Source organism: Streptomyces sp. NPDC001634 (assembly GCF_040298185.1).
In the GTDB taxonomy this organism is placed as follows: Bacteria; Actinomycetota; Actinomycetes; order Streptomycetales; family Streptomycetaceae; genus Streptomyces.
Genome location: NZ_JBEOZU010000009.1, coordinates 145,830 through 165,527, shown reverse-complemented (window position 1 = coordinate 165,527; position 19,698 = coordinate 145,830). Strand labels below are relative to the sequence as shown.

Annotated in this window: 17 protein-coding genes and 2 pseudogenes; 4 read left to right on the top strand and 15 right to left on the bottom strand. The window is 70.8% G+C overall.

Features of this window, described 5'->3' with window-relative positions; genetic code table 11:
* Positions 1–41: 41 nt before the first annotated feature.
* Positions 42–1,682, bottom strand: a complete 1,641-nt coding sequence (locus ABT186_RS08640; RefSeq protein ID WP_351924212.1) for an ABC-F family ATP-binding cassette domain-containing protein — start codon at positions 1,680–1,682, stop codon at positions 42–44.
* Between the two features lie 49 nt (positions 1,683–1,731).
* On the bottom strand, positions 1,732–2,751 hold the full coding sequence (locus tag ABT186_RS08635; RefSeq protein ID WP_351924210.1) for an oxidoreductase: 1,020 nt from the start codon (positions 2,749–2,751) through the stop codon (positions 1,732–1,734).
* 66 nt (positions 2,752–2,817) lie between these two features.
* On the opposite strand from ABT186_RS08635, the gene ABT186_RS08630 reads away from it, so the two are divergent.
* Positions 2,818–3,780, top strand: coding sequence for an FAD-dependent oxidoreductase (locus ABT186_RS08630; RefSeq protein ID WP_351924209.1), 963 nt, complete (start codon positions 2,818–2,820; stop codon positions 3,778–3,780).
* A gap of 39 nt (positions 3,781–3,819) precedes the next feature.
* On the opposite strand, the gene ABT186_RS08625 is transcribed toward ABT186_RS08630, so the two are convergent.
* Complete coding sequence (locus ABT186_RS08625) at positions 3,820–5,775, bottom strand: Xaa-Pro dipeptidyl-peptidase (protein ID WP_351924207.1); 1,956 nt, start codon at positions 5,773–5,775, stop codon at positions 3,820–3,822.
* Between the two features lie 218 nt (positions 5,776–5,993).
* Between ABT186_RS08625 and ABT186_RS08620 the strand changes: the two genes are divergently transcribed.
* On the top strand, positions 5,994–7,487 hold the full coding sequence (locus ABT186_RS08620; protein WP_351224712.1) for a M1 family metallopeptidase: 1,494 nt from the start codon (positions 5,994–5,996) through the stop codon (positions 7,485–7,487).
* Here the strand turns inward: ABT186_RS08620 and ABT186_RS08615 are convergent, their stop codons facing one another.
* The 3 genes and pseudogenes from ABT186_RS08615 to ABT186_RS08605 form a co-directional block, all read right to left on the bottom strand.
* On the bottom strand, positions 7,488–7,961 hold the full coding sequence (locus tag ABT186_RS08615; protein WP_351924205.1) for a F0F1 ATP synthase subunit B family protein: 474 nt from the start codon (positions 7,959–7,961) through the stop codon (positions 7,488–7,490).
* 72 nt (positions 7,962–8,033) lie between these two features.
* Complete coding sequence (locus tag ABT186_RS08610) at positions 8,034–8,513, bottom strand: macro domain-containing protein (protein ID WP_351224716.1); 480 nt, start codon at positions 8,511–8,513, stop codon at positions 8,034–8,036.
* Positions 8,514–8,590: 77 nt separating this feature from the next.
* Positions 8,591–8,821 (bottom strand): annotated as a pseudogene (locus tag ABT186_RS08605) (amino acid permease); the annotation flags it as partial.
* A gap of 296 nt (positions 8,822–9,117) precedes the next feature.
* Here ABT186_RS08605 and ABT186_RS08600 point away from each other — a divergent pair.
* A complete protein-coding gene (locus ABT186_RS08600; protein ID WP_351224718.1) occupies positions 9,118–9,831 on the top strand; it encodes a MerR family transcriptional regulator in 714 nt (237 codons plus the stop codon).
* A 34-nt stretch (positions 9,832–9,865) separates the two neighbouring features.
* Here the strand turns inward: ABT186_RS08600 and ABT186_RS08595 are convergent, their stop codons facing one another.
* Genes ABT186_RS08595 through ABT186_RS08575 form a run of 5 tightly spaced genes read right to left on the bottom strand, consistent with a single transcriptional unit; the run spans position 9,866 to position 16,641 of the window.
* Positions 9,866–12,064 (bottom strand): 3-hydroxyacyl-CoA dehydrogenase NAD-binding domain-containing protein, encoded by a 2,199-nt coding sequence (locus tag ABT186_RS08595; protein WP_351224720.1) that lies wholly within the window; start codon positions 12,062–12,064, stop codon positions 9,866–9,868.
* Between the two features lie 32 nt (positions 12,065–12,096).
* Positions 12,097–13,311 (bottom strand): acetyl-CoA C-acetyltransferase, encoded by a 1,215-nt coding sequence (locus tag ABT186_RS08590; RefSeq protein WP_351924203.1) that lies wholly within the window; start codon positions 13,309–13,311, stop codon positions 12,097–12,099.
* Positions 13,312–13,332: 21 nt separating this feature from the next.
* The gene (locus ABT186_RS08585) at positions 13,333–14,475 is read right to left on the bottom strand and encodes an acyl-CoA dehydrogenase family protein (RefSeq protein ID WP_351224724.1); all 1,143 of its coding nucleotides are present in this window, start codon (positions 14,473–14,475) and stop codon (positions 13,333–13,335) included.
* 16 nt (positions 14,476–14,491) lie between these two features.
* Positions 14,492–15,505, bottom strand: coding sequence for an LLM class F420-dependent oxidoreductase (locus ABT186_RS08580; RefSeq protein ID WP_351224752.1), 1,014 nt, complete (start codon positions 15,503–15,505; stop codon positions 14,492–14,494).
* Positions 15,505–16,641, bottom strand: coding sequence for a CaiB/BaiF CoA transferase family protein (locus tag ABT186_RS08575; protein WP_351224726.1), 1,137 nt, complete (start codon positions 16,639–16,641; stop codon positions 15,505–15,507). Before ABT186_RS08575 ends, ABT186_RS08580 begins: the two co-directional genes overlap by 1 nt.
* A 243-nt stretch (positions 16,642–16,884) precedes the next feature.
* Here ABT186_RS08575 and ABT186_RS08570 point away from each other — a divergent pair, with 243 nt between their 5' ends.
* A complete protein-coding gene (locus ABT186_RS08570; protein ID WP_351924201.1) occupies positions 16,885–18,069 on the top strand; it encodes a saccharopine dehydrogenase family protein in 1,185 nt (394 codons plus the stop codon).
* On the opposite strand, the gene mmpA is transcribed toward ABT186_RS08570, so the two are convergent.
* The 4 genes and pseudogenes from mmpA to ABT186_RS08550 form a co-directional block, all read right to left on the bottom strand.
* Positions 18,066–18,212, bottom strand: coding sequence for a morphogenic membrane protein MmpA (gene mmpA / locus ABT186_RS08565; RefSeq protein ID WP_351224730.1), 147 nt, complete (start codon positions 18,210–18,212; stop codon positions 18,066–18,068). The genes ABT186_RS08570 and mmpA overlap by 4 nt on opposite strands.
* Before the next feature lie 62 nt (positions 18,213–18,274).
* On the bottom strand, positions 18,275–18,973 hold the full coding sequence (locus ABT186_RS08560) for an endonuclease V (protein ID WP_351224732.1): 699 nt from the start codon (positions 18,971–18,973) through the stop codon (positions 18,275–18,277).
* A 36-nt stretch (positions 18,974–19,009) separates the two neighbouring features.
* Complete coding sequence (locus ABT186_RS08555) at positions 19,010–19,333, bottom strand: plasmid stabilization protein (RefSeq protein WP_351224734.1); 324 nt, start codon at positions 19,331–19,333, stop codon at positions 19,010–19,012.
* Between the two features lie 63 nt (positions 19,334–19,396).
* Positions 19,397–19,698: pseudogene (locus ABT186_RS08550) on the bottom strand (oxidoreductase); the annotation flags it as partial.

Genomic DNA, 19,698 nt, shown 5'->3' with positions numbered 1-19,698 from the left:
TCGTCCAGGCCGTCCTGGTGTGCGCGTTCGGCCGGATGTCCCTAGGGCTCCGTGACCTTGCCGTCCGCCACTTCCAGCCGACGGGTCACCCGTACCGCGTCCAGCATCCGGCGGTCATGGGTGACCAGGAGCAGCGTGCCCTCGTAGGAGTCCAGGGCCGACTCCAGCTGCTCGATGGCCGGGAGGTCGAGGTGGTTGGTCGGCTCGTCCAGGATCAGGAGGTTGACGCCCCTGCCCTGGAGGAGAGCGAGGGCCGCCCTCGTGCGTTCGCCCGGGGAGAGGGTCGCCGCCGGCCGCAGGACATGGTCGGCCTTCAGGCCGAACTTGGCGAGCAGGGTGCGGACGTCGACCGGTTCCGTGTCGGGGACCGCCGCGGAGAACGCGTCCAGCAGGGACTCCGGTCCGTGGAACAGCTTGCGTGCCTGGTCGACCTCGCCGACCAGGACGCCCGAACCGAGGGCGGCGTGGCCCGCGTCCAGGGGGACGCGCCCCAGCAACGCGCCCAGCAGTGTCGACTTGCCCGCGCCGTTCGCACCCGTCACCGCCACCCGGTCCGCCCAGTCGATCTGCAGGGACACCGGGCCGAACGTGAAGTCTCCGCGCCGTACCTCCGCGTCACGCAGCGTGGCGACGACCGCGCCGGAGCGCGGGGCCGCCGCGATCTCCATGCGCAGCTCCCACTCCTTGCGGGGCTCCTCGACGACCTCCAGACGCTCGATCATGCGCTGGGTCTGCCGGGCCTTTGCGGCCTGCTTCTCGCTGGCCTCGCTCCGGAACTTGCGGCCGATCTTGTCGTTGTCGTTGCCCGCCTTGCGCCGGGCGTTCTTCACGCCCTTGTCCATCCAGGAGCGCTGCGTCTGGGCGCGCTCCTGGAGGGCGGACTTCTTGTCGGCGTACTCCTCGTAATCCTCGCGGGCGTGCCGGCGGGCGGTCTCGCGTTCCTCCAGGTAGGCCTCGTATCCGCCGCCGTAGAGGTTGATCTGCCGTTGTACGAGGTCGAGTTCGAGGACCTTGGTGACCGTGCGGGTGAGGAACTCGCGGTCGTGGCTGACGACCACCGTGCCGGCCCGCAGGCCGCCGACGAAGCGCTCCAGGCGCTCCAGGCCGTCCAGGTCGAGATCGTTGGTGGGCTCGTCCAGCAGGAAGACGTCGTAGCGGGACAGCAGCAGCGAGGCGAGGCCGGCGCGGGCCGCCTGACCGCCGGACAGGGACGTCATCGGCTGGTCCAGGCCGACGCCCAGGCCGAGGGAGTCGGCGACCTCCTCGGCGCGCTCGTCGAGGTCCGCGCCGCCGAGGCCGAGCCAGCGCTCCAGGCTCACCGTGTACGCGTCGTCGGCACCGGGCGTCCCGTCGACGAGCCCCTGCGTGGCCTCGTCCATCAGGCGCTGGGCCTCGGCCACGCCCGTGCGCCGCGCCAGGAACTCGCGTACGGTCTCGCCCGCCCGGCGCTCCGGCTCCTGCGGCAGATGCCCGACCGTCGCGGTCGGCGGGGACAGGCGCAGTTCGCCCTGCTCCGGGGTGAGCAGACCGGCGAGCATCCGCAGCAGGGTGGACTTGCCGGCGCCGTTGGCACCGACGAGCCCGATCACATCACCGGGCGCGACGACGAGGTCGAGCCCGGAGAAGAGGGCGCGGTCGCCGTGCCCGGCGGCGAGGTTCTTGGCGACGAGGGTGGCAGTCATCAGACGCCGATCCTAACGAGTGCGGCACGGCCCCCGCGCCCTCAGGCCCTCAGCGCGCCACCGCCGCCACCAGCACGCTCCCCGACGTCCGGGCCACCACGTACGAGGCCCCCTTCGATGCCCTGGGATCGAGGGCGACGCGGTGCCGGCCCGGATCCAGGACGCCGTCGAAGGCCTCGTGGGTGTGCACACGGCTCAGGCGGTCCTGGCGGTACACGGTGACGTGGACCCGGCACGTGGAGGTGACCTCGACCTCCACCGCGCCGCCCACGGCCGTGAGGCGCGTGAGCCTGCGCTGCTCCGAGGGGCTGCGGTCCAGGGCGTTTTCGATCTGGGCGACAAGGAGGGGAACGATCGGGGCGAGGCCGTCGACGTACGCCACCTCGATTCCGGCGCGCCCGAACGACTTCCGTACGGCGGCACGTTCCCGCTCGCCGACCGTCTGCCCGAAGGCCACCGCGCCGTATATGCGCAGCTCGTCGGCGGGCACGTCGGTGGCGTCCTGGGCGATGTCCGCGCCGATGCCGATGGCGCGCAGCGCGGCGGCGAGCCGGGCGAGAACGGCGACGCGAGGGCCGATCAGCAGGACCCGGCGGCGCCCGGCCCAACCACCGTCGAGCAGGGCGCTCAGGGCTCGGCGGTACTCGTCACCGCGGAAGCGGAACGGCCCTGTCCCGTGGTAGCCGTTCAGCTCCAGATCCACCCGTTCGCCGGTCTGCCAGGCGAAGTCGCGCCACACGAAGTCGTCGCCGTCCTTCTCGATGACCGCGGTGACGGCCCCGCAGGCCAGGTCCTCGCACTCCGGACAGCCGTAGATGACGTAACGGCCGCCGTCGAGCGGGGCGTCGGCCTCCAGCAGGAGGCTGCGTACCTGGGCGGTGAAGATCGCGGGCGGTATGTCGGAGGCGAGCGGGGAGACGGCGTCGAGGTCGGAGAGCCGGAACAGCAGCGGACGCCCGTCGACGACGAAGTCCACGAAGTCCCGGTGCACCTGGTAGTCACCGTTGGCGAGAACGCCACCGGCACGCATGGCCGGTGCCAGGCCGAAGGTCGCGTACTCGGCAGACATGCTGTGAGTATTCCCACACAAGGAGTGATGTGAGCACGGCAGGACACATTCGGTTAGCGTCCGGGCGTGGACAGGGATCGAAGCGGTGATGTGATCGTGGTGGGCGGCGGCGTCATCGGGCTGACGACGGCGATCGTCCTGGCGGAGAGCGGCCGTCGCGTGCGGTTGTGGACGCGGGATCCGGCCGAGCGGACCACCTCGGCGGTCGCGGGGGCGGTGTGGTGGCCGTACCGGATAGAACCCGAGTTCCTGGTGGGCGCATGGGCCCTGGAGTCGCTCGTCGTGTACGAGGAACTGGCCGAGCGGCCCGAGGAGACGGGCGTACGCATGGTCGAGGGCGTACACGGCGAGACGGATCTGGACGGACTGGGGCCGTGGGCCGCGGGCGTGAAGGGCCTTCGGGCCGCTACGGACGCCGAGTACACCGGGACCGGTCTGTGGGCACGGCTGCCGCTCATCGACATGTCGACTCATCTGCCCTGGTTGCGCGGCCGGTTGCTGCGCTCCGGCGGTCAGGTCGAGCAGCGGACCGTCACGGATCTGAAGGAACCCGCCGCCGAGGCGCCCGTAGTGGTCAACTGCACGGGCCTGGGCGCCCGGGAACTGGTCCCCGACCCACTGGTGCGCCCGGTGCGCGGCCAGCTGGTCGTGGTGGAGAACCCGGGGATCACCACCTGGCTGACGTCGGTGGACCACTCGACCGAGGCGAGCACGTACTTCTTCCCCCAGCCCGGTGGGCTGATCCTGGGTGGTACCGCGGAGGACGACGCCTGGTCGCTGACGCCCGATCCGCGGACGGCCGAGGAGATCGTGGCACGGTGCGCGGCGGTGCGGCCGGAGATCGCGGGGGCTCGGATCCTCGGCCACCGGGTGGGGTTGCGGCCGGCCCGGGACGCCGTACGGCTGGAGCGCGAGTCCCTGCCCGGCGGCGGGACGGTGGTGCACAACTACGGGCACGGCGGTGCGGGTGTCACGGTGGCGTGGGGGTGCGCGCGTGAGGCGGCCGGGCTGACGCGCCCGGCCGCCTGAGAGGCCGTCAGCGATCGGCGGCCTGCCTGTGTGGCGTCGTCACAGGTTGTCGCCCGGAACCCGGCGGACAGTGTGCGGGGCGCGCACACCGTCGAGCGTGGTGGCCGCGGGCGCGGCGGCCGGGGAGCCTGAGGTTGCGAGGGCGAACGCGGCGGTCCCTCCGACGAACGGCACGCGGGCCGCCGTGCGGGACAGGTCCACGGTCAGCGTGGGCGTGGCCGACGGAGGGTCGATCAGGTCCTTGTCGGTGCCCGCGACGATCAGCGCAAGCCGGTGGCCCTTGGGGACGACGTGATCGGTGGCGGCCAGGTCGAGCGTGATCGTGTAGGCCGTGCCCGGGGTGAGGGGGACGCCCTTCAGGTCAGGGGCGTAGTGGCCGAGGTCGGCCCAGCCGCGGCTGAACACCGTGGAGGCGACGTCGGTCTTCTTCGCCTGGGTGACCTTGAAGCAGGCGCTGTCGCCGGTCGTGCTCGCGCCCCAGCAGGTACGGTCGGTGAGCGTGGTGATGCCCTCGCCGGAGTCGGCGTAGTCACGGATCGTGTCGGGTCCGAGGTCGACCAGCACGGCGGAGAGGTGGGCCGTGGAGGTGGTCGGCGTGACGGTGACGGTCACGGTGGAGGAGCCCGACACCCGCAGGTCCTTCGAGAGGGGCGCGGTGATGAACCCGGCCTTGCCCGGGGTGGACTGGTCGATGTGCGCGGCCCAGTCGGTCTCGCTCAGCTGGGGGTCGTCGGTGAAGCTCTCGGTGCCCGTACGGGTGCGCAGCCCGAGGGTGCCGACGCCCGCCTGACTGCCTTGGCCCGGACGCAGTGTCGTGGTGGCCGTGCCCCGGGGCGGCCAGACCGTGGACGTGACCCACTGGTCGGGGTGGCGCTCGATATCGGCCATGGGCTCGCGGTCGATGCCGTTGTCATAGCCGAGGAGTTCATGGTCGAACCAGCGGTGCAGGGTGTCCACCCACTGGCCCCGCCGGTAGTCGAAGGGGTCGACGTGGCCGGTCTGCGACAGCCAGATCTTGCGCTCGACGCCGTTCTTCGCAAGGGCGTTCCACCACTGGCCGAAGTGCTTGGTGCGGACGTTGAGATCCTGCATGCCGTGCACGAGGAAGACGCTGGCGCGGACCTTGCTCGCGTTCTTCACGTAGTCGCGCGCGCTCCACAGCGGGGTCCAGTCACCGGTGCGCGGCGCCCCGTCGACGAGCTTCTGCTGCACGGCGGCACACCTGGCGCGGGCGTCGGGACTGTCGACGTAGCTGGAGAGCCAGTCGGGGCCCGAGTCGTACAGGGGTGCGCCCTTGGCGAAGTAGTAGTCGTACCAGGAGGAGATGGCGCTGATCGGCACGATGGTCTTCAGGCCCTTGACGCCGGTGGCGGCCACTCCGTTGGCAATGGTGCCGTCCCAGCTCTTGCCGATCATGCCGGTCCGGCCGTTGGTCCAGGTCGCCCTGGCGGGCGTGGTGCCGGTGCGGCTGGTGTACGCCCTGGCCCGGCCGTTGAGCCAGTCGATCACGGCCTTGGCGGACTGGATGTCGGAAGGGCCGCCGACGTCCACGCAGCCGTCGGAGCGGTTGGTTCCGGCCAGGTCGACGCCGACGAAGGCGTAGCCGCGCGGAACGAAGTAGTTGTCGTAGAAGAGGGGCATCTGGACGACGTGGCCGGCGGCGTCGTACGTCTTCTTCTGGCTCTCGTTGCCGCGCCCGCAGCAGGAGTAGTACGGGCTGGCATCCATGATCACGGGGACTTTGCGGCCCTGTGCGGCGGGTTCGCTCGGCCGGACGATGTCGACGGCGACCCGGTCGCTCCTTCCGTCGCCGTCGCCGTCCAGACCCGTGTCCACCCATACGGATTCGCGGATGGCTTTCTCGTACGAGTAGACGGGCCGGCTCTCGCGTGGCGCGCTCTGGGCCATCACCGGGGTGAGGAAGACGGCCAGGAGGGCGGTCGCGGCCGCCGTGGCGAGGAGTCGCCAGGTCGTGATGGGCATGCGTTTTGGCATGCACGGGACGGTACCTGGGGCAACTCCCGTGCAGAAGAGGCCATCTGACGGACATGCGGGACCCGTGGGAAGGCATGGCCGAGAACGCACGGCGGGACGGCTTCAGCCATGACGGCCGGATGGCGATCGTGTGACAGGGGGTGCCGTGGACACGTCCGGGGCCACAGGGACTCAATAGGCTCCGAACAGACCTCGTGCCCCTACGACTTGGAGTTCTCGTGCACCGCAGACTCATCGCCCCGGGCGCGCTCGCGGCGGCCACTCTGTTGCTGGCGATCCCGGCATCGGCTGCCGACTACCAGCCCGGCGCTCCGGGTATCGGCGACCCCTACTACCCGTACTACGGCAACGGCGGATACGACGTCTCCCACTATGACCTGCGGCTGAAGTACCAGCCGCAGACGGACGAGCTGGAGGGCACGGCGACCATCCTCGCCACCACGACGCAGGACCTGTCCCGGTTCGACCTGGACTTCCTGCTCGACGTGAGCGAGGTGCGGGTGAACGGCGCCAAGGCGGCGTTCGCCACCTCCGGCCAGCACGAACTGGAAATCACTCCGGCCACCCCGCTGCCGAAGGGCACGCCGGTCACCGTCGTGGTCCGCTACAGCGGGGTGCCGTCCACGAAGAGCGCGTACGGCTTCAACACCTGGCACCGCACTCCGGACGGCGCGGTCGCGGCCGACGAGCCCGAGGCGGCCTGGTGGTGGTTCCCGAGCAACGACCACCCGCTCGACAAGGCGACGTACGACGTGTCGGTGGCCGTGCCGGACGGCACCCAGGCGATCTCCAACGGCACGCTGCAGTCGACTAGTTCGAAGCTCGGCTGGACCCGGTACAACTGGCGTGAGAACAAGCCGCAGGCGACCTATCTCGCGACCCTCGCGATCGGGAAGTTCGACATCACGACCAGCACGTCCGAGGGCGGCGTCCCGGTCGTCAACGCCTACAGCAAGGACCTCGGCGACAACGACGGCGCGGCGCGCGCGAGCGTGGAGCGGACCGGCGAGATCGTCGACTGGCTGAGCGGCTATTTCGGGCCGTATCCCTTCAGCTCGGCCGGCGGTTACGTCCCCAACACCACCACCGGTTACGCCCTGGAGACCCAGACCCGGGTGTACTACAGCCCGAAGCAGTTCGCGAACGGCTCGAACACATCGGTCGTCGTGCACGAGCTGACGCACCAGTGGTACGGCGACGACGTGTCGCTGAAGGGCTGGAAGGACATCTGGATCAACGAGGGCTTCGCGCGGTACGCGCAGTGGCTGTGGTCCGAGCACGAGGGCGAGGGCACGACGCAGGAGCTGGCGGACTACGTGTACGCCTCGCACCCGGCCGACGACGCGTTCTGGAAGGTCAAGCCAGGCGACCCGGGCCCCGACAACCAGTTCGACATCGCGGTCTACGACCGGGGTGCGCTCGCCGTCCAGGCGCTGCGCAACGCGGTCGGTGACGACGCGTTCTTCGCCATCCTGAAGGGCTGGCCGAAGGAGCACGCCTACGGCAACGCCTCGGTGGCGGACTTCCAGTCCTACGCGGAGAAGGTGTCCGGGAAGCCGCTGGCCGCGCTCTTCGACACCTGGCTGTTCCAGCCGTCGAAGCCCGCCGCCCCCGCGGCTCGGGGAGCGGCCATCGCGAAGTCCGCTGCCGCGCCGGTGCAGCCGAAGTCCTGGAAGAAGATCGAGGCGACGAACGACGTGCACTCCGGCTGATCAGCCGCGTTCCGCCGGGGTCCGGACCGGTTCACCCACGATCCGGCTCGCCAGGTTCGAGGCCAGCTCCGCGGCGTACACGCGGAGTTCGGCCTCGGCCGCGGCGCGCTCGGTCTCCATCCGGGCCCCGGCCTCGGCGATCAGGGCGTCCCGGTCCCGCGTTCCGTCGGCGCGCGCCTCGGCGATCAGGGCGGCGCCCTCCTCATGCGCCTGCTGACGGATCCGGGCGGCGTCGTGACGCGCTTCGGCCAGCAGCGCCCGGGCCTTGGCCTGCTCGGCCTCGGCAAGGGCACGCAGTTCACCGGCGCGGGCGGTGGTGCCATGGATCGCGTCGTCGCGGGCCGCCAGGACCCGGTTCATCCGGGGCAGCAGCCGGGAGGTGAGGAGAAACACGACGCCGAACAGCAGCAGCGCGACGAGGACGTCCTGGAGTCTGGGGTTGAGGGGACCTATCGGATACGGGATGAGATCCATGACGGGGAGTTACCCGACCGCATGTGCGAACCAACGCACATCTGCGCCATTGTTGGCCGATATGCGACGCCCTCAGTCCCCGTGGTCGTACACCGTCACAGGTATCCCCCGCTTCACCAGCCGCTCGGTGATCAGCGGCTCCACGCGGGACCACTTGCCACCCGCCAACCCGCAGCCTATGCGCGGCATATGGACGGAGGCGTCGAGATCCAGGGCCTTGTCGGCCAGCGCCGCGAGCGCCGTGTCGATCGCCTCGTACCGGACCGGGACTCCCTTGCTGCCGCTCCTTGTGCCCCGCTGTCCGATCATGTTCGCCACCCACACGTACCGCTCGACCTGGACGAACTGGACCGCCCCCAGCCCGAAGCCGTTCGCCGCGCGGTCGCGGTGCCAGGCACGGTACGCCGCCTCCGGCCCGGGCCAGCGGCGCGAGACCGCCAGTACAAAGCCCTTCCCCCAGCCCCCGATGTCGTTGCAGACGTGGGCGATCACCTTGACGCCCTTGGCCGATGGAGCGGTGGCGTCACCCCGGACATATCTGATCTCCGACATGACGCCACCGTAGGCGCTGCCACTGACAGTCGCCTCTGAGCCGCTGGTTGATGAGCTCGGTCGGTTCATGAGCTCGGTCAATTCAGGAGCTCGGTCAGCTCCTGGTCCGCGGCCTTCGAGATCCGGCGGCGCAGCGCGAACCAGCCGCCGACGAGCAGCGCGGCAATCACGGGGATGAACAGCAGCGTCTTGCGGCCGACCTCGGGGTCGTTCCACATCAGACCGAGCACGGCCACCAGGAGGGCGATGGTGACGACCTCAGTCACCGGGCTGCCGGGCAGCCGGAAGGACGGCCGGGTGACCAGGCCCACCGACGGGAATCTGGGCCCGCCGACATCCAGGCGGTACCGCAAGGCGATCAGCACCCCGATCGTCTTTTGCACAGGCGGCCCAGCCGTTCGACGACCGGCAGACCCGCTCGGCCACCCGCCGCCTCGCCCGCCGTGTACGCAAGGAACGCCGCCATGCCACGCACGTGAACCACGAGATCAGCCTGTCGTAGGGGCAGTCGGGAGCGCGACGAGGTGTGTACGACCGAGCGCAGCTCGGCCGTTTGCACGGCCAAGAGGGTGACAGCAGTGGTGAGACAGCGATACTGCTGCATATGACCACCGAGATCGATGAGCCGACGCTCACCGTCGACGAGCTGGCCGCGCGTGCGGGCGTCACGGTCCGCACCGTCCGCTTCTACAGCGCCAAGGGTCTGCTTCCGCCGCCCGTGATCGGCCCGCGGCGCGTGGGCCACTACGGTCCGGAGCACCTGGCGCGGCTGGCGCTCATAGAGGAGTTGCAGCACCAGGGCATGACGCTGGCGGCGATCGAGCGCTATCTGCAGCAGCTGCCGGCGGACCTGAGCGCGCGGGACCTCGCCATCCACCGCGCCGTCGTGGCGTCCTGGGCACCGGACGCGGTGGAGACGATGACGCGCGAGGATCTGGAACGCCGCGCGGGGCGGCCGCTCGGCGAGGAGGCCCTGGAACGGCTCGCGGCGATGAACGTGGCTGTGCCGCACGACGGGGCGTACCGAGTGGATCCGGGTCTGCTCCGGCTCGGCGTCCAGCTCCTCGACGTGCCGCTCGGCCTGGAGACGATCCTCGCCGCGCGCGGCGTCCTCATCGAGCATTCGCGCGCGGCGGCGCACGCGCTGTCGGAGCTGTTCCGCGACGCGGTGTCCGAACGCGACTCCACCGCCGTGAAGTCCCTGTCCGCGCACATGCACCCGCTGGTGGTCCAGGCCCTGCTCACCACCTTCCAGCGCTCCCTGAAGGAGGAGCTGCGGGAGTGGCTCACGGACACAGGACCCGCACGGGACTCCTGACCCGTGCGGGTACCTGCGCAGGACTCGGCGCGCGTCAGCGCGCGTCGCTGAACCGCTCCCCCTTCTCCGCCTTCTCCACCAGCAGTGCGGGCGGTGCGAAGCGCTCCCCGTACCGCTCGGCGAGTTCGCGGGCACGAGCCACGAACCCGGGCAGGCCCGCGCCTACCCCGGCGCCGCCGTCGTAGCCGTTGATGTACTGCAGGACGCCGCCGGTCCAGCCGGGGAAGCCGATCCCGAAGATCGAGCCGATGTTGGCGTCGGCGACCGACGTCAGCACGCCCTCCTCCAGGAGCCGGACGGTGTCCAGCGCCTCGGAGAACAGCATGCGCTCCTGCATGTCCTCGAACGGGATCTGATACCCGGGCCTGGTGAAGTGCTCGCGCAGGCCCGGCCAGAGCCTGCCGCGCTTGCCGTCCTCGTCGTAGTCGTAGAAACCGGCGCCGCCGCTGCGCCCGGTGCGGCCGAACTCGTCGACCATGCGGTCGATGACGGCCTCGGCCGGGTGCGGGGTCCAGGTGCCGCCCGCCTCCTCGACGGCCCGCTTCGTCTCGCCCCGGATCTTGCGGGGCAGGGTGAGTGTCAGTTCGTCCATCAGGGACAGCACCTTGGCCGGGTAGCCGGCCTGCGCCGCCGCCTGCTCGACGGACGCGGGCTCGATGCCCTCGCCGACCATCGCGACGCCCTCGTTGATGAAGTGGCCGATGACCCGGGAGGTGAAGAAGCCGCGCGAGTCGTTGACGACGATCGGCGTCTTGTTGATCTGCCGGACCAGGTCGAAGGCTCGCGCCAGCGCCTCGTCGCCGGTCCGCTCGCCCTTGATGATCTCGACGAGGGGCATCTTGTCGACGGGCGAGAAGAAGTGCAGGCCGATGAAGTCGGCCTGTCGCTCCACGCCCTCGGCGAGCAGGGTGATCGGCAGGGTCGAGGTGTTGGAGCACAGCAGCGCGTCGGGCTCGACGATGTGCTCGATCTCCTGGAACACCTTGTGTTTGAGCGCCGGGTCCTCGAAGACGGCCTCGATGACGGCGTCGCAGCCGGCCAGGTCGGCGGCCTCGGCGGTGGCGGTGATGCGGGCGAGCAGCGCGTCCGCCTTCTCCTGGCTGGTACGGCCCTTGGCGACGGCCTTGGCGCACAGCTTCTCGGAGTAGCCCTTGCCCTTGGCGGCAGCTTCCGGGGAGACGTCCTTGAGGACGACCTCGATGCCCGCGCGGGCGCACGAGTAGGCGATGCCCGCACCCATCATCCCGGCGCCGAGGACGGCGACCTTGCGGACCTGGCGGGGCTCGATGCCCTTCGGCCGGTTGGCGCCGGAGTTGACGGCCTGGAGGTCGAAGAAGAACGCCTGGATCATGTTCTTCGCGGTCTGGCCGGTGACCAGCTCGGTGAAGTAGCGGGCCTCGATGGTCAGGGCGGTCTCGAAGTCGACCTGGGAGCCCTCGACGGCCGCCGCGAGGATGTTGCGCGGGGCCGGGTAGGGGGCGCCGTTCAGCTGTTTCTTCAGGTTGGCCGGGAAGGCGGGCAGGTTGGCGGCGAACTTCGGGTTGGACGGAGTACCACCGGGGATCTTGTAGCCCGGCTTGTCCCAGGGCTGGTGGGACTCGGGGTTGGCGTCGATGAAGGCGCGGGCCTTGTCGAGCATCTCCTCACGGGTGGTGGCCAGGTCGTGGACGAGGCCGTTCTCCAGGGCGCGCTTCGGCGTGTACTGGGTGCCCTGGAGCAGCACCTTCAGCAGGGCGTCGGCGATGCCCATCAGGCGTACGGTGCGGGTGACGCCGCCGCCTGCGGGGAGCAGCCCGAGCGTGACCTCCGGGAGGCCGATCTTGGAGCCGGGGGCGTCGAGGGCGATGCGGTGGTGGGAGGCGAGCGCGATCTCGTAGCCGCCGCCCAGGGCCGCACCGTTGATGGCGGCGACGACCGGCTTGCCGAGAGTCTCGATGCGGCGCAGTGAGTTCTTGATGGCCACACCGGTGTCGAACGCCTGCTGGGCGTCCTTGGGGCCGGCCTTCATCATGTCCTTGAGGTCGCCGCCGGCGAAGAAGGTCTTCTTGGCCGAGGTGTAGATGATGCCGCGGATGGAGTCCTTCTCGGCCTCGGCCCGCTCGGCGATCGCCGCGATCGACTCCTTGAACGCCTGGTTCATGGTGTTCGCCGACTGGTTGGGGTCGTCGAGGACGAGGGTGACGATGCCGGTGTCGTCCTGCTCCCAGCGGATGGTGGTGGACTCAGTGCTCATCAGGGGTGCTCCGTAAGATCCGTTGGGGAAGGTCAGACGCGCTCGACGACGGTCGCGATGCCCATGCCGCCGCCCACGCACAGCGTGGCCAGCCCGTACCGCTTGTCCTGCCGCTCCAGTTCGTCCACGAGCGTGCCGAGGATCATCGCGCCGGTCGCGCCCAGCGGGTGGCCCAGGGCGATGGCGCCGCCGTTGACGTTGACCTTGTCCAGCGAGATCCCCATGTCCTTCACGAAGCGCAGCACGACCGCGGCGAACGCCTCGTTGATCTCGACCAGGTCGATGTCGTCGATCGTCAGTCCGGCCTTGGTGAGCGCCTTGCGCGTGGCGGACGCGGGTCCGGTCAGCATGATCGTCGGCTCGGAGCCGGAGACCGCCGCGGAGACGATCCTGGCCCGGGGCCGCAGCCCGTAGCGCTCGCCGACCTCCTTGGACCCGATGGCGACGAGCGCCGCGCCGTCCACGATGCCGGAGGAGTTGCCCGCGTGGTGGACATGGTCGATCCGCTCGACCCAGTGGTACTTCTGCAGCGCGACCGCGTCGAAGCCGCCCAGCTCGCCGATGTCCGCGAAGGACGGCTTGAGCTTGGCGAGCGAGTCGGCCGTCGTGCCGGGCCGCATGTGCTCGTCGTGGTCGAGGACGACGAGACCGCTGCGGTCCTTCACGGGGACCACCGACTTCTCGAAGCGGCCGTCCTTCCAGGCGGCCGCTGCCCGCTCCTGGGACAGAGCGGCGTATTCGTCGACGTCCCGGCGGGAGAAGCCCTCGATCGTGGCGATGAGGTCGGCGCCGATGCCCTGCGGCACGAAGTTGGTGGCCATGTTGGTCATCGGGTCGGCGAACCAGGCGCCGCCGTCCGAGGCCATCGGCACCCGCGACATCGACTCGACGCCGCCGGCGAGCACCAGGTCCTCCCAGCCCGAGCGGACCTTTGCGGCGGCCAGGTTCACCGCCTCCAGACCGGAGGCGCAGAAGCGGTTCTCCTGGACTCCGGCCACGGTGTCGGGCAGTCCGGCGGCGATCGCGGCGATGCGGGCGATGTCGGAACCCTGGTCGCCGACCGGGCCCACGACACCGAGGACGATGTCGTCGATCGCGGCCGGGTCGAGGTCCGGGAACCGCCGCCGCACCTCATGGATGAGTCCGACCACGAGGTCGATGGGCTTGGTGCCGTGCAGGGCGCCGTTGGCCTTGCCGCGCCCGCGCGGGGTGCGGATCGCGTCGTACACGTACGCTTCGGTGCTCACTGGTAAGCCTTTCAAGGAGGGTTAGCCGAGCAGGGAACGACCGATGATCTCCTTCATGATCTCGGTGGTCCCGCCGTAGATGGTCTGGATGCGGCCGTCGGTGAAGGCCTTGGCGACGCGGTACTCCGTCATGTAGCCGTACCCGCCGTGCAGCTGCAGACAGCGGTCCGCGACCCGCTTCTGCAGCTCGGTCGCCCACCACTTGGCCATGGAGGCGTGCACGGCGTCGAGCTCGCCGTTCGCGTGGTCGGCGATGCAGCGGTCGAGGAAGGTGCGGGTGACGGCGCACTCGGTCGCCATCTCGGCTATCTCGAAGCGGATGTGCTGGAGCCCGGCCAGGGGCCGTCCGAAGGCCTCGCGCTCCTTGACGTACTCGGTGGTGATCTCCAGCAGGTGCTCGGCGGCGGCGATCCCGGAGACGGCGATGTTCAGACGCTCCTGCGCGAGGTTGGTCATCAGGTGCCCGAAGGCGCCGTTGAGTTCACCGAGCAGGTTCTCCTTGGGCACGCGCACGTCGTGGAAGAACAGCTCGGCGGTGTCCTGCGCCTTCTGGCCGATCTTGTCGAGATTGCGGCCCCGTTCGAAGCCCTCCATGCCCCGCTCCACCACGAGCAGCGACAGTCCGTGCGCCCCGCCCTCGGGGGTCGTCCGTGCCACGACGATCACCAGGTCGGCGAGGATGCCGTTCGAGATGAACGTCTTCGAGCCGTTGAGCAGCCAGTGGTCGCCCCGGTCCTCGGCATGGGTCCTGATGCCCTGGAGGTCGGAGCCGGCGCCGGGCTCGGTCATGGCGATGGCGGTGATGATCGAGCCGTCGCAGAAGCCGGGCAGCCAGCGCCGCTTCTGCTCCTCGGTGGCGAGGCCCGTCAGATACGGCCCGATGATGTCGTTGTGCAGCCCGAGCGCGAGCCCTGAGGCTCCGGCGCGTGCGAACTCCTCCACGAGCACGGCGCTGTAGCGGAAGTCGGGAGTGCCGCCGCCTCCGTACTCCTCGGGTACGGCGAGCCCGAGGAGCCCCTGCTTCCCGGCCGCCCGCCAGGCGTCGCGGGAGACGATGCCGTCCTGCTCCCACTTCTCGTAGTGGGGCAGCACCTCCTTGGCGAGGAACGCGCGCACGGTCTCGCGGAACGCCTCGTGCTCGGCGGAGAAGATCTGCCGCTTCATGTCGCGTTCTCCCTTCTCACAGCCACCTCTTGACAGTCTCGACCAGCCGGGCCGGATCCGGGCCGACCGGAGTGACGTTGAGCATGTCGACCCCGGCCGCGCGGAACGCCTCGACACGCTCGCGGACATAGCTCTCGGGCCCGCACAGAGACATCAGCTCGCAGAACTCGTCCGGGACGGCGGCCTCGGCCTCCTTCTTGCGACCCGAGAGGTACAGCTCCTGGATGAGCCGGGCCTCCTTCTCGTAGCCGTAGGCCACCGCGAGGTCGTTGTAGAAGTTCTTGCCCGGCGCGCCCATGCCGCCCACGTACAGGGCGATCTTCGGACGCGCCAGGTCGCGTACGGCCGCCGCGTCCTCACCGATGGCGAGGAGCCCGCCGGCCACCGTCTTCAGCGGCCCGAGGGCGGGGTCCCGGCGTGCGGCGCCCTCGGCGAGGGCCGTGCCCCACACCTCGTGAGCCTTCTCCGGGACGAACAGGGTGGGCAGCCAGCCGTCGGCGATCTCGGCGGTCATCCGGACGTTGGCCGGGCCCAGCGCGGCCACGTACAGGGGCACGTCGGGGCGGACCGGCTTCGTGAGGATCTTCAGGGGCTTGCCGAGGCCACCGGGGCGGGGCATGTCGGTGATGCCGTGATGGTCGATGACCTCGCGGCGCAGGATGCGGCGGGTCAGCTCGATGGTCTCGCGGGTCCGCCCGAGGGGTTTGTCGTACGCCTTGCCGTGCCATCCCTCGACGACCTGCGGGCCGGAGGCGCCGAGCCCGATGATCGCCCGTCCGCCGGAGATCGCGTCCAGTCCGGCGGCCGTCTGGGCGATGAGGGCGGGCGTGCGCGAGTAGACGTTGAGGATCGCGGAGCCGATCTTCATCCGTTCGGTGCGGGCGGCCAGATAGCCCATGATCGTGGGCGCGTCGAAGCCGTACGCCTCGGCGACCCAGACGGCGTCCAGGCCCGCGGACTCCAGCGCGGCGGCCTCGTCGGCCGCCCGGCGGGGGTCGACCGCGTAGTCGAGGGGGATCGAGAGTTCCATCATTGGCCGTCCTGGAGGAGTCGGGGTACGTCCCAGTCACGCGCGACGTCCGCGGTGTCCGCACCGGGCTGCGCGGGCCCGCTGCGTACCGACGTGTGGGTGACGGAGAAACGGGGAGCCGGCGCCGGCTGGGTGATGCCGCCGTGACCGGTGAAGGTGCCGCGGGCGGCGAGGTGGGGGTGCGTGGGCGCCTCGCGGAGCGAGAGCACGGGGGCCACGCAGGCGTCGGAGCCCTCGAAGACGGCGGTCCACTCGTCGCGCGTACGGGTCTTGAAGCGGGCCGCGACGGTCTCGCGCAGTTCACCCCAGCGGCCCACGTCCCTGCGGGCCGGGCCCTGGTCCCCGATGCCGAGGAGGTCCATGAACTCCTCGTAGAACTGCTGCTCCAGGGCACCGACCGCCATGTACTGGCCGTCTGCCGTCTCGTAGGTGCCGTAGAAGGGACAGCCGCCGTCGAGGAGGTTGGCGCCGCGGCGGTCCTGCCAGCCGCCGGCGGCCAGCATGCCGTAGATCATGGAGGCCAGGTGCGCGGCACCGTCGACGATGGCCGCGTCCACCACCTGCCCATTACCCGTCGCGCGCGCGTGGTGGAGGGCGGCCAGGACGCCGACGACCAGGTAGAGCGAGCCGCCGGCGTAGTCACCGACGAGGTTGGCGGGGATCGCGGGCGGCGCGTCCGGGTCGCCGATCATGCCGAGGGTGCCGGTGAGCGCGATGTACGCGATGTCGTGTCCGGCGCGCGGCGCGAGCGGGCCCTCCTGGCCCCAGCCGGTCATACGGCCGTAGACGAGCGCGGGGTTGCGGGCGTGGCAGGTCCCGGGGCCGACGCCGAGCCGTTCGGCCACGCCGGGGCGGTAGCCCTCGATGAGGATGTCGGCGCGTTCGGCCAGGTCCAGGACCCGGGCCGGGCCGTCCTCGGCCTTGAGGTCGACGACCACCGAGCGCTTGTTGCGGTTCGTCACGTCGTACTCGGGGTTGATCGCCATCCCCGAGCCGTTCGGCCGGTCCACTCGGACGACGTCGGCACCCAGGTCGGCAAGGAGCATCCCGGCGAACGGGCCGGGCCCGATTCCTGCGAGCTCGACGACGCGCACTCCGGCGAGCGGACCATGCCCCGGCATCTTTGCCACTGCCATCAAGCTCCCAGGTCTGTGACACAAATGATGTGACATCAGCGATGTTAAGAAGGCGCCGTGGTGCGGGCAAGAGCTGAACGAGCAAGCGCTTAGTCGAGTTCCCGCCATCAAACCGTCTCATATCACATGAAAGCGGCTTCAGTGGGGCATGCTTGGGTGCTGCCGCGCCGACCTCCCGTCCCGGCCGCCCGACCCCCACGCTAGCCTCGGCCACCGACGAAACGGTGCGGGCGGAGAGGTGTCATGAACAGGCGGAAAACGGATCGCGCGTACGACATCGTGCTGTTCGGGGCCACGGGCTTCGTGGGCGTGCTCACCGCGCAGTACCTCGCCGCCCACGCGCCCGAGGGGCTTCGCTGGGCGATCGCGGGCCGCAGCGCCGAGAAGCTGGAACTACTGCGGGAACGCCTCGCCGGCGACGCCGGGCCCGGTGTCCTCCAGGCGGATGTCTCGGACCCGCATTCGCTGCACGAACTCGCCCGCCACGCGCGCGTGCTGGCCACAACGGTCGGGCCCTATCTGGAGTACGGCGAGGAACTGGTGGCAGCCTGCGCCGACGCGGGAACCGACTACCTCGACCTGTCCGGCGAGCCCGAATTCGTCAACCTCATGTACGTACGGCACGATGCCCGCGCACGGGAGACCGGGGCACGGCTCGTGCACTCCTGCGGATTCGACGCGGCGCCGCACGATCTCGGGGCGTACTTCACCGTGCAGCAGCTCCCCGAAGGGGTGCCGCTGACGGTCGACGGGTTCGTCCGTGCGCAGGCGATGTTCTCGGGCGGAACGTTCGCCTCCGCGCTCGGCCAGTTCGCGCGCGGGCCGCAGCTGCTGGGCGCGGCCCGAGAGCGCGGACGCCATGAACCCCGGCTCTTCGGGCGGCGGGCACAGGCGCCGCTCGGCACACCGCGCTTCGCACCGGAGGTCGGAGCGTGGGCGTTGCCGCTGCCCACCATCGACGCGCAGGTGGTACGCCGCTCGGCGCGGGCGCTGGAGCGGTACGGACCCGACTTCCGCTACCGGCACTACGCGGCGGTCGAGAGCCTGCCGTACGCCCTGGGCGGGCTGGCCACGGTGGGCGCGCTGTTCGCTGCCGCGCAGGTGCCGCCCGCACGACGGTGGCTGTCGGACCGGATCAGGCCCGGGGAGGGGCCGAGCCAGGAAAAGCGGGCGAAGAGCTGGTTCTCGGTGCGGTTCGTGGGCGAGGGCGGCGGCCGGCGCGTCCTCACCGAGGTCGCGGGCGGCGACCCGGGCTACGACGAGACGGCGAAGATTTTCGCCGAGTCGGCCATGTCCCTCGCCCTCGACGACCTGCCGCCCACGTCCGGCCAGGTCACGACGGCACAGGCGATGGGGAACACCCTCATCGACCGCCTCCGCGCCGCGGGCCTCACCTTCCGGGTGGCGGCCCGGCGCGAGGAGTCCTAGAACGGCCACCCCAGAACGGTGTAGATCATCCCTCCGATCCAGGCGAAACCGGCTATGACGGCGAGCAGAAGCCCGACCATCACGGCGCGCTCGACGGGCTGGGCGGGGTGGCCCACGGTCTTGGGGGCACGGTGTGTCGTCATGGGCGACAGCCTGGCGATCACCACGGCACCGCCACATCCGTACGCGTACTCAGGTCCCGTACTCAGTACGCAGGTCCGACCGCTTCCCGCAGGGCCTGCCGACACAGGGCGTCGGCGCGCCGGGTGGACTCGGGGATGCGGTACTTCGGGGCGAGCGCGAGGGTGTGCTCGCAGGCGTTGTCGAGGCTCACACGGTGTCCCACGGAGACGAACACCGGCTTGATGCCCGCCTGGGTGCGCACGGCTCGGCCGACCTCGTCGGCGCCCGCGAGGAGGGGGCTCGTACTGCCGCGCGGGACGCCCGGCTCCTCGTACGTGAAGGTGAAGGGGTTCTTGGCCACGCCGATCGTGGGCAGCCCGGTGAGCACGCCGAGGTGGCTCGCCAGGCCGAAACGGCGCGGATGAGCCAGTCCGTAGCCGTCGCAGACGACCAGTCCGGGGTCGTGGGAGAGGGCGTCCAGCGCGGCGAGAACGGTGGGGATCTCGCGGAACGCGAGCAGGCCGGGGACGTACGGGAAGGAGACCTCGCCGACGGCGGTGGCCTCGGCGACCACGGCGAGCGTGGCCGCGTCCAGCACGACGGCCGCCGCCGCGACCACGCCGCGGTCGTCGTCGTAGGCGACGTCGACCCCCGTCACCGGGCCGGTACCGGGCGGCGGCCCCGGCTCGTCGAGGACCACCAGGCCGCGCAATTCGTCCTGCACGGCGCGGGCTTCTTCTTCGGTCGCGGGCCAGCCCACGGGGATGCGTACGGTCGTCATGGTGATGTCGAGCCTACGCATCCCCGCGGTCCGGCGTCACTTGCCCAGGGCGCGCCTGAGCTCGCTCTTGTTCATGTCCGAGCGGCCATGGATGTTGCGCTTCCTGGCCTCCTCGTACAACTGGTCGTATGTGGGCCCCTGGGAGCCCTTTCCCGAGCGCTGTCCGCCCCGCTTGCCGGACGACATGTCCTGGGTGGACGTGCGGCTCGCGGTCCTTGACTCGCCGGAGCGGGCGCGCTCCTTGTTGACGGTCCGCGCCGCGATCTCCTTGGCACGCTCCTTGCTCTCCCCGCGCTCGAGCGCACTGTCCTTGATGTGCTCGTATTGGCGTTCCCGCTTGGGGCTGGAGCCGCGTGGCATGACCGGTCACTTCCTTTCGGGGTGATGGTCACGGTCGAGTACCCCGTTTCGCGGGGATCACCGTCAGGGCTCGAGGCGGGCCACCCGGCCCTTCTCGCCGGAGGCCCAGCAGCCCAGGTCGGGGGCGCAGTCCACGGTGTCGTACGAGCCCGTGTCGACCGTCCTCCAGCTGCGGCCGCCGTCCGTGGTGAGGTCGGTGCCGGTGGGGCCGACGGCGAGCGCGGCCGTGCGGCTGTGCGGGAGCCAGGTGACGCCGGAGCGGTAGGCGGGCGGTGGCTCCGCCGCGGGCGTCCAGCTGCGGCCCCCGTCCCCGGGGGGCCCCCCCCGCCCCCGGGCGCGGGGGGGGGGGGCGGGGGAGGCCGCCG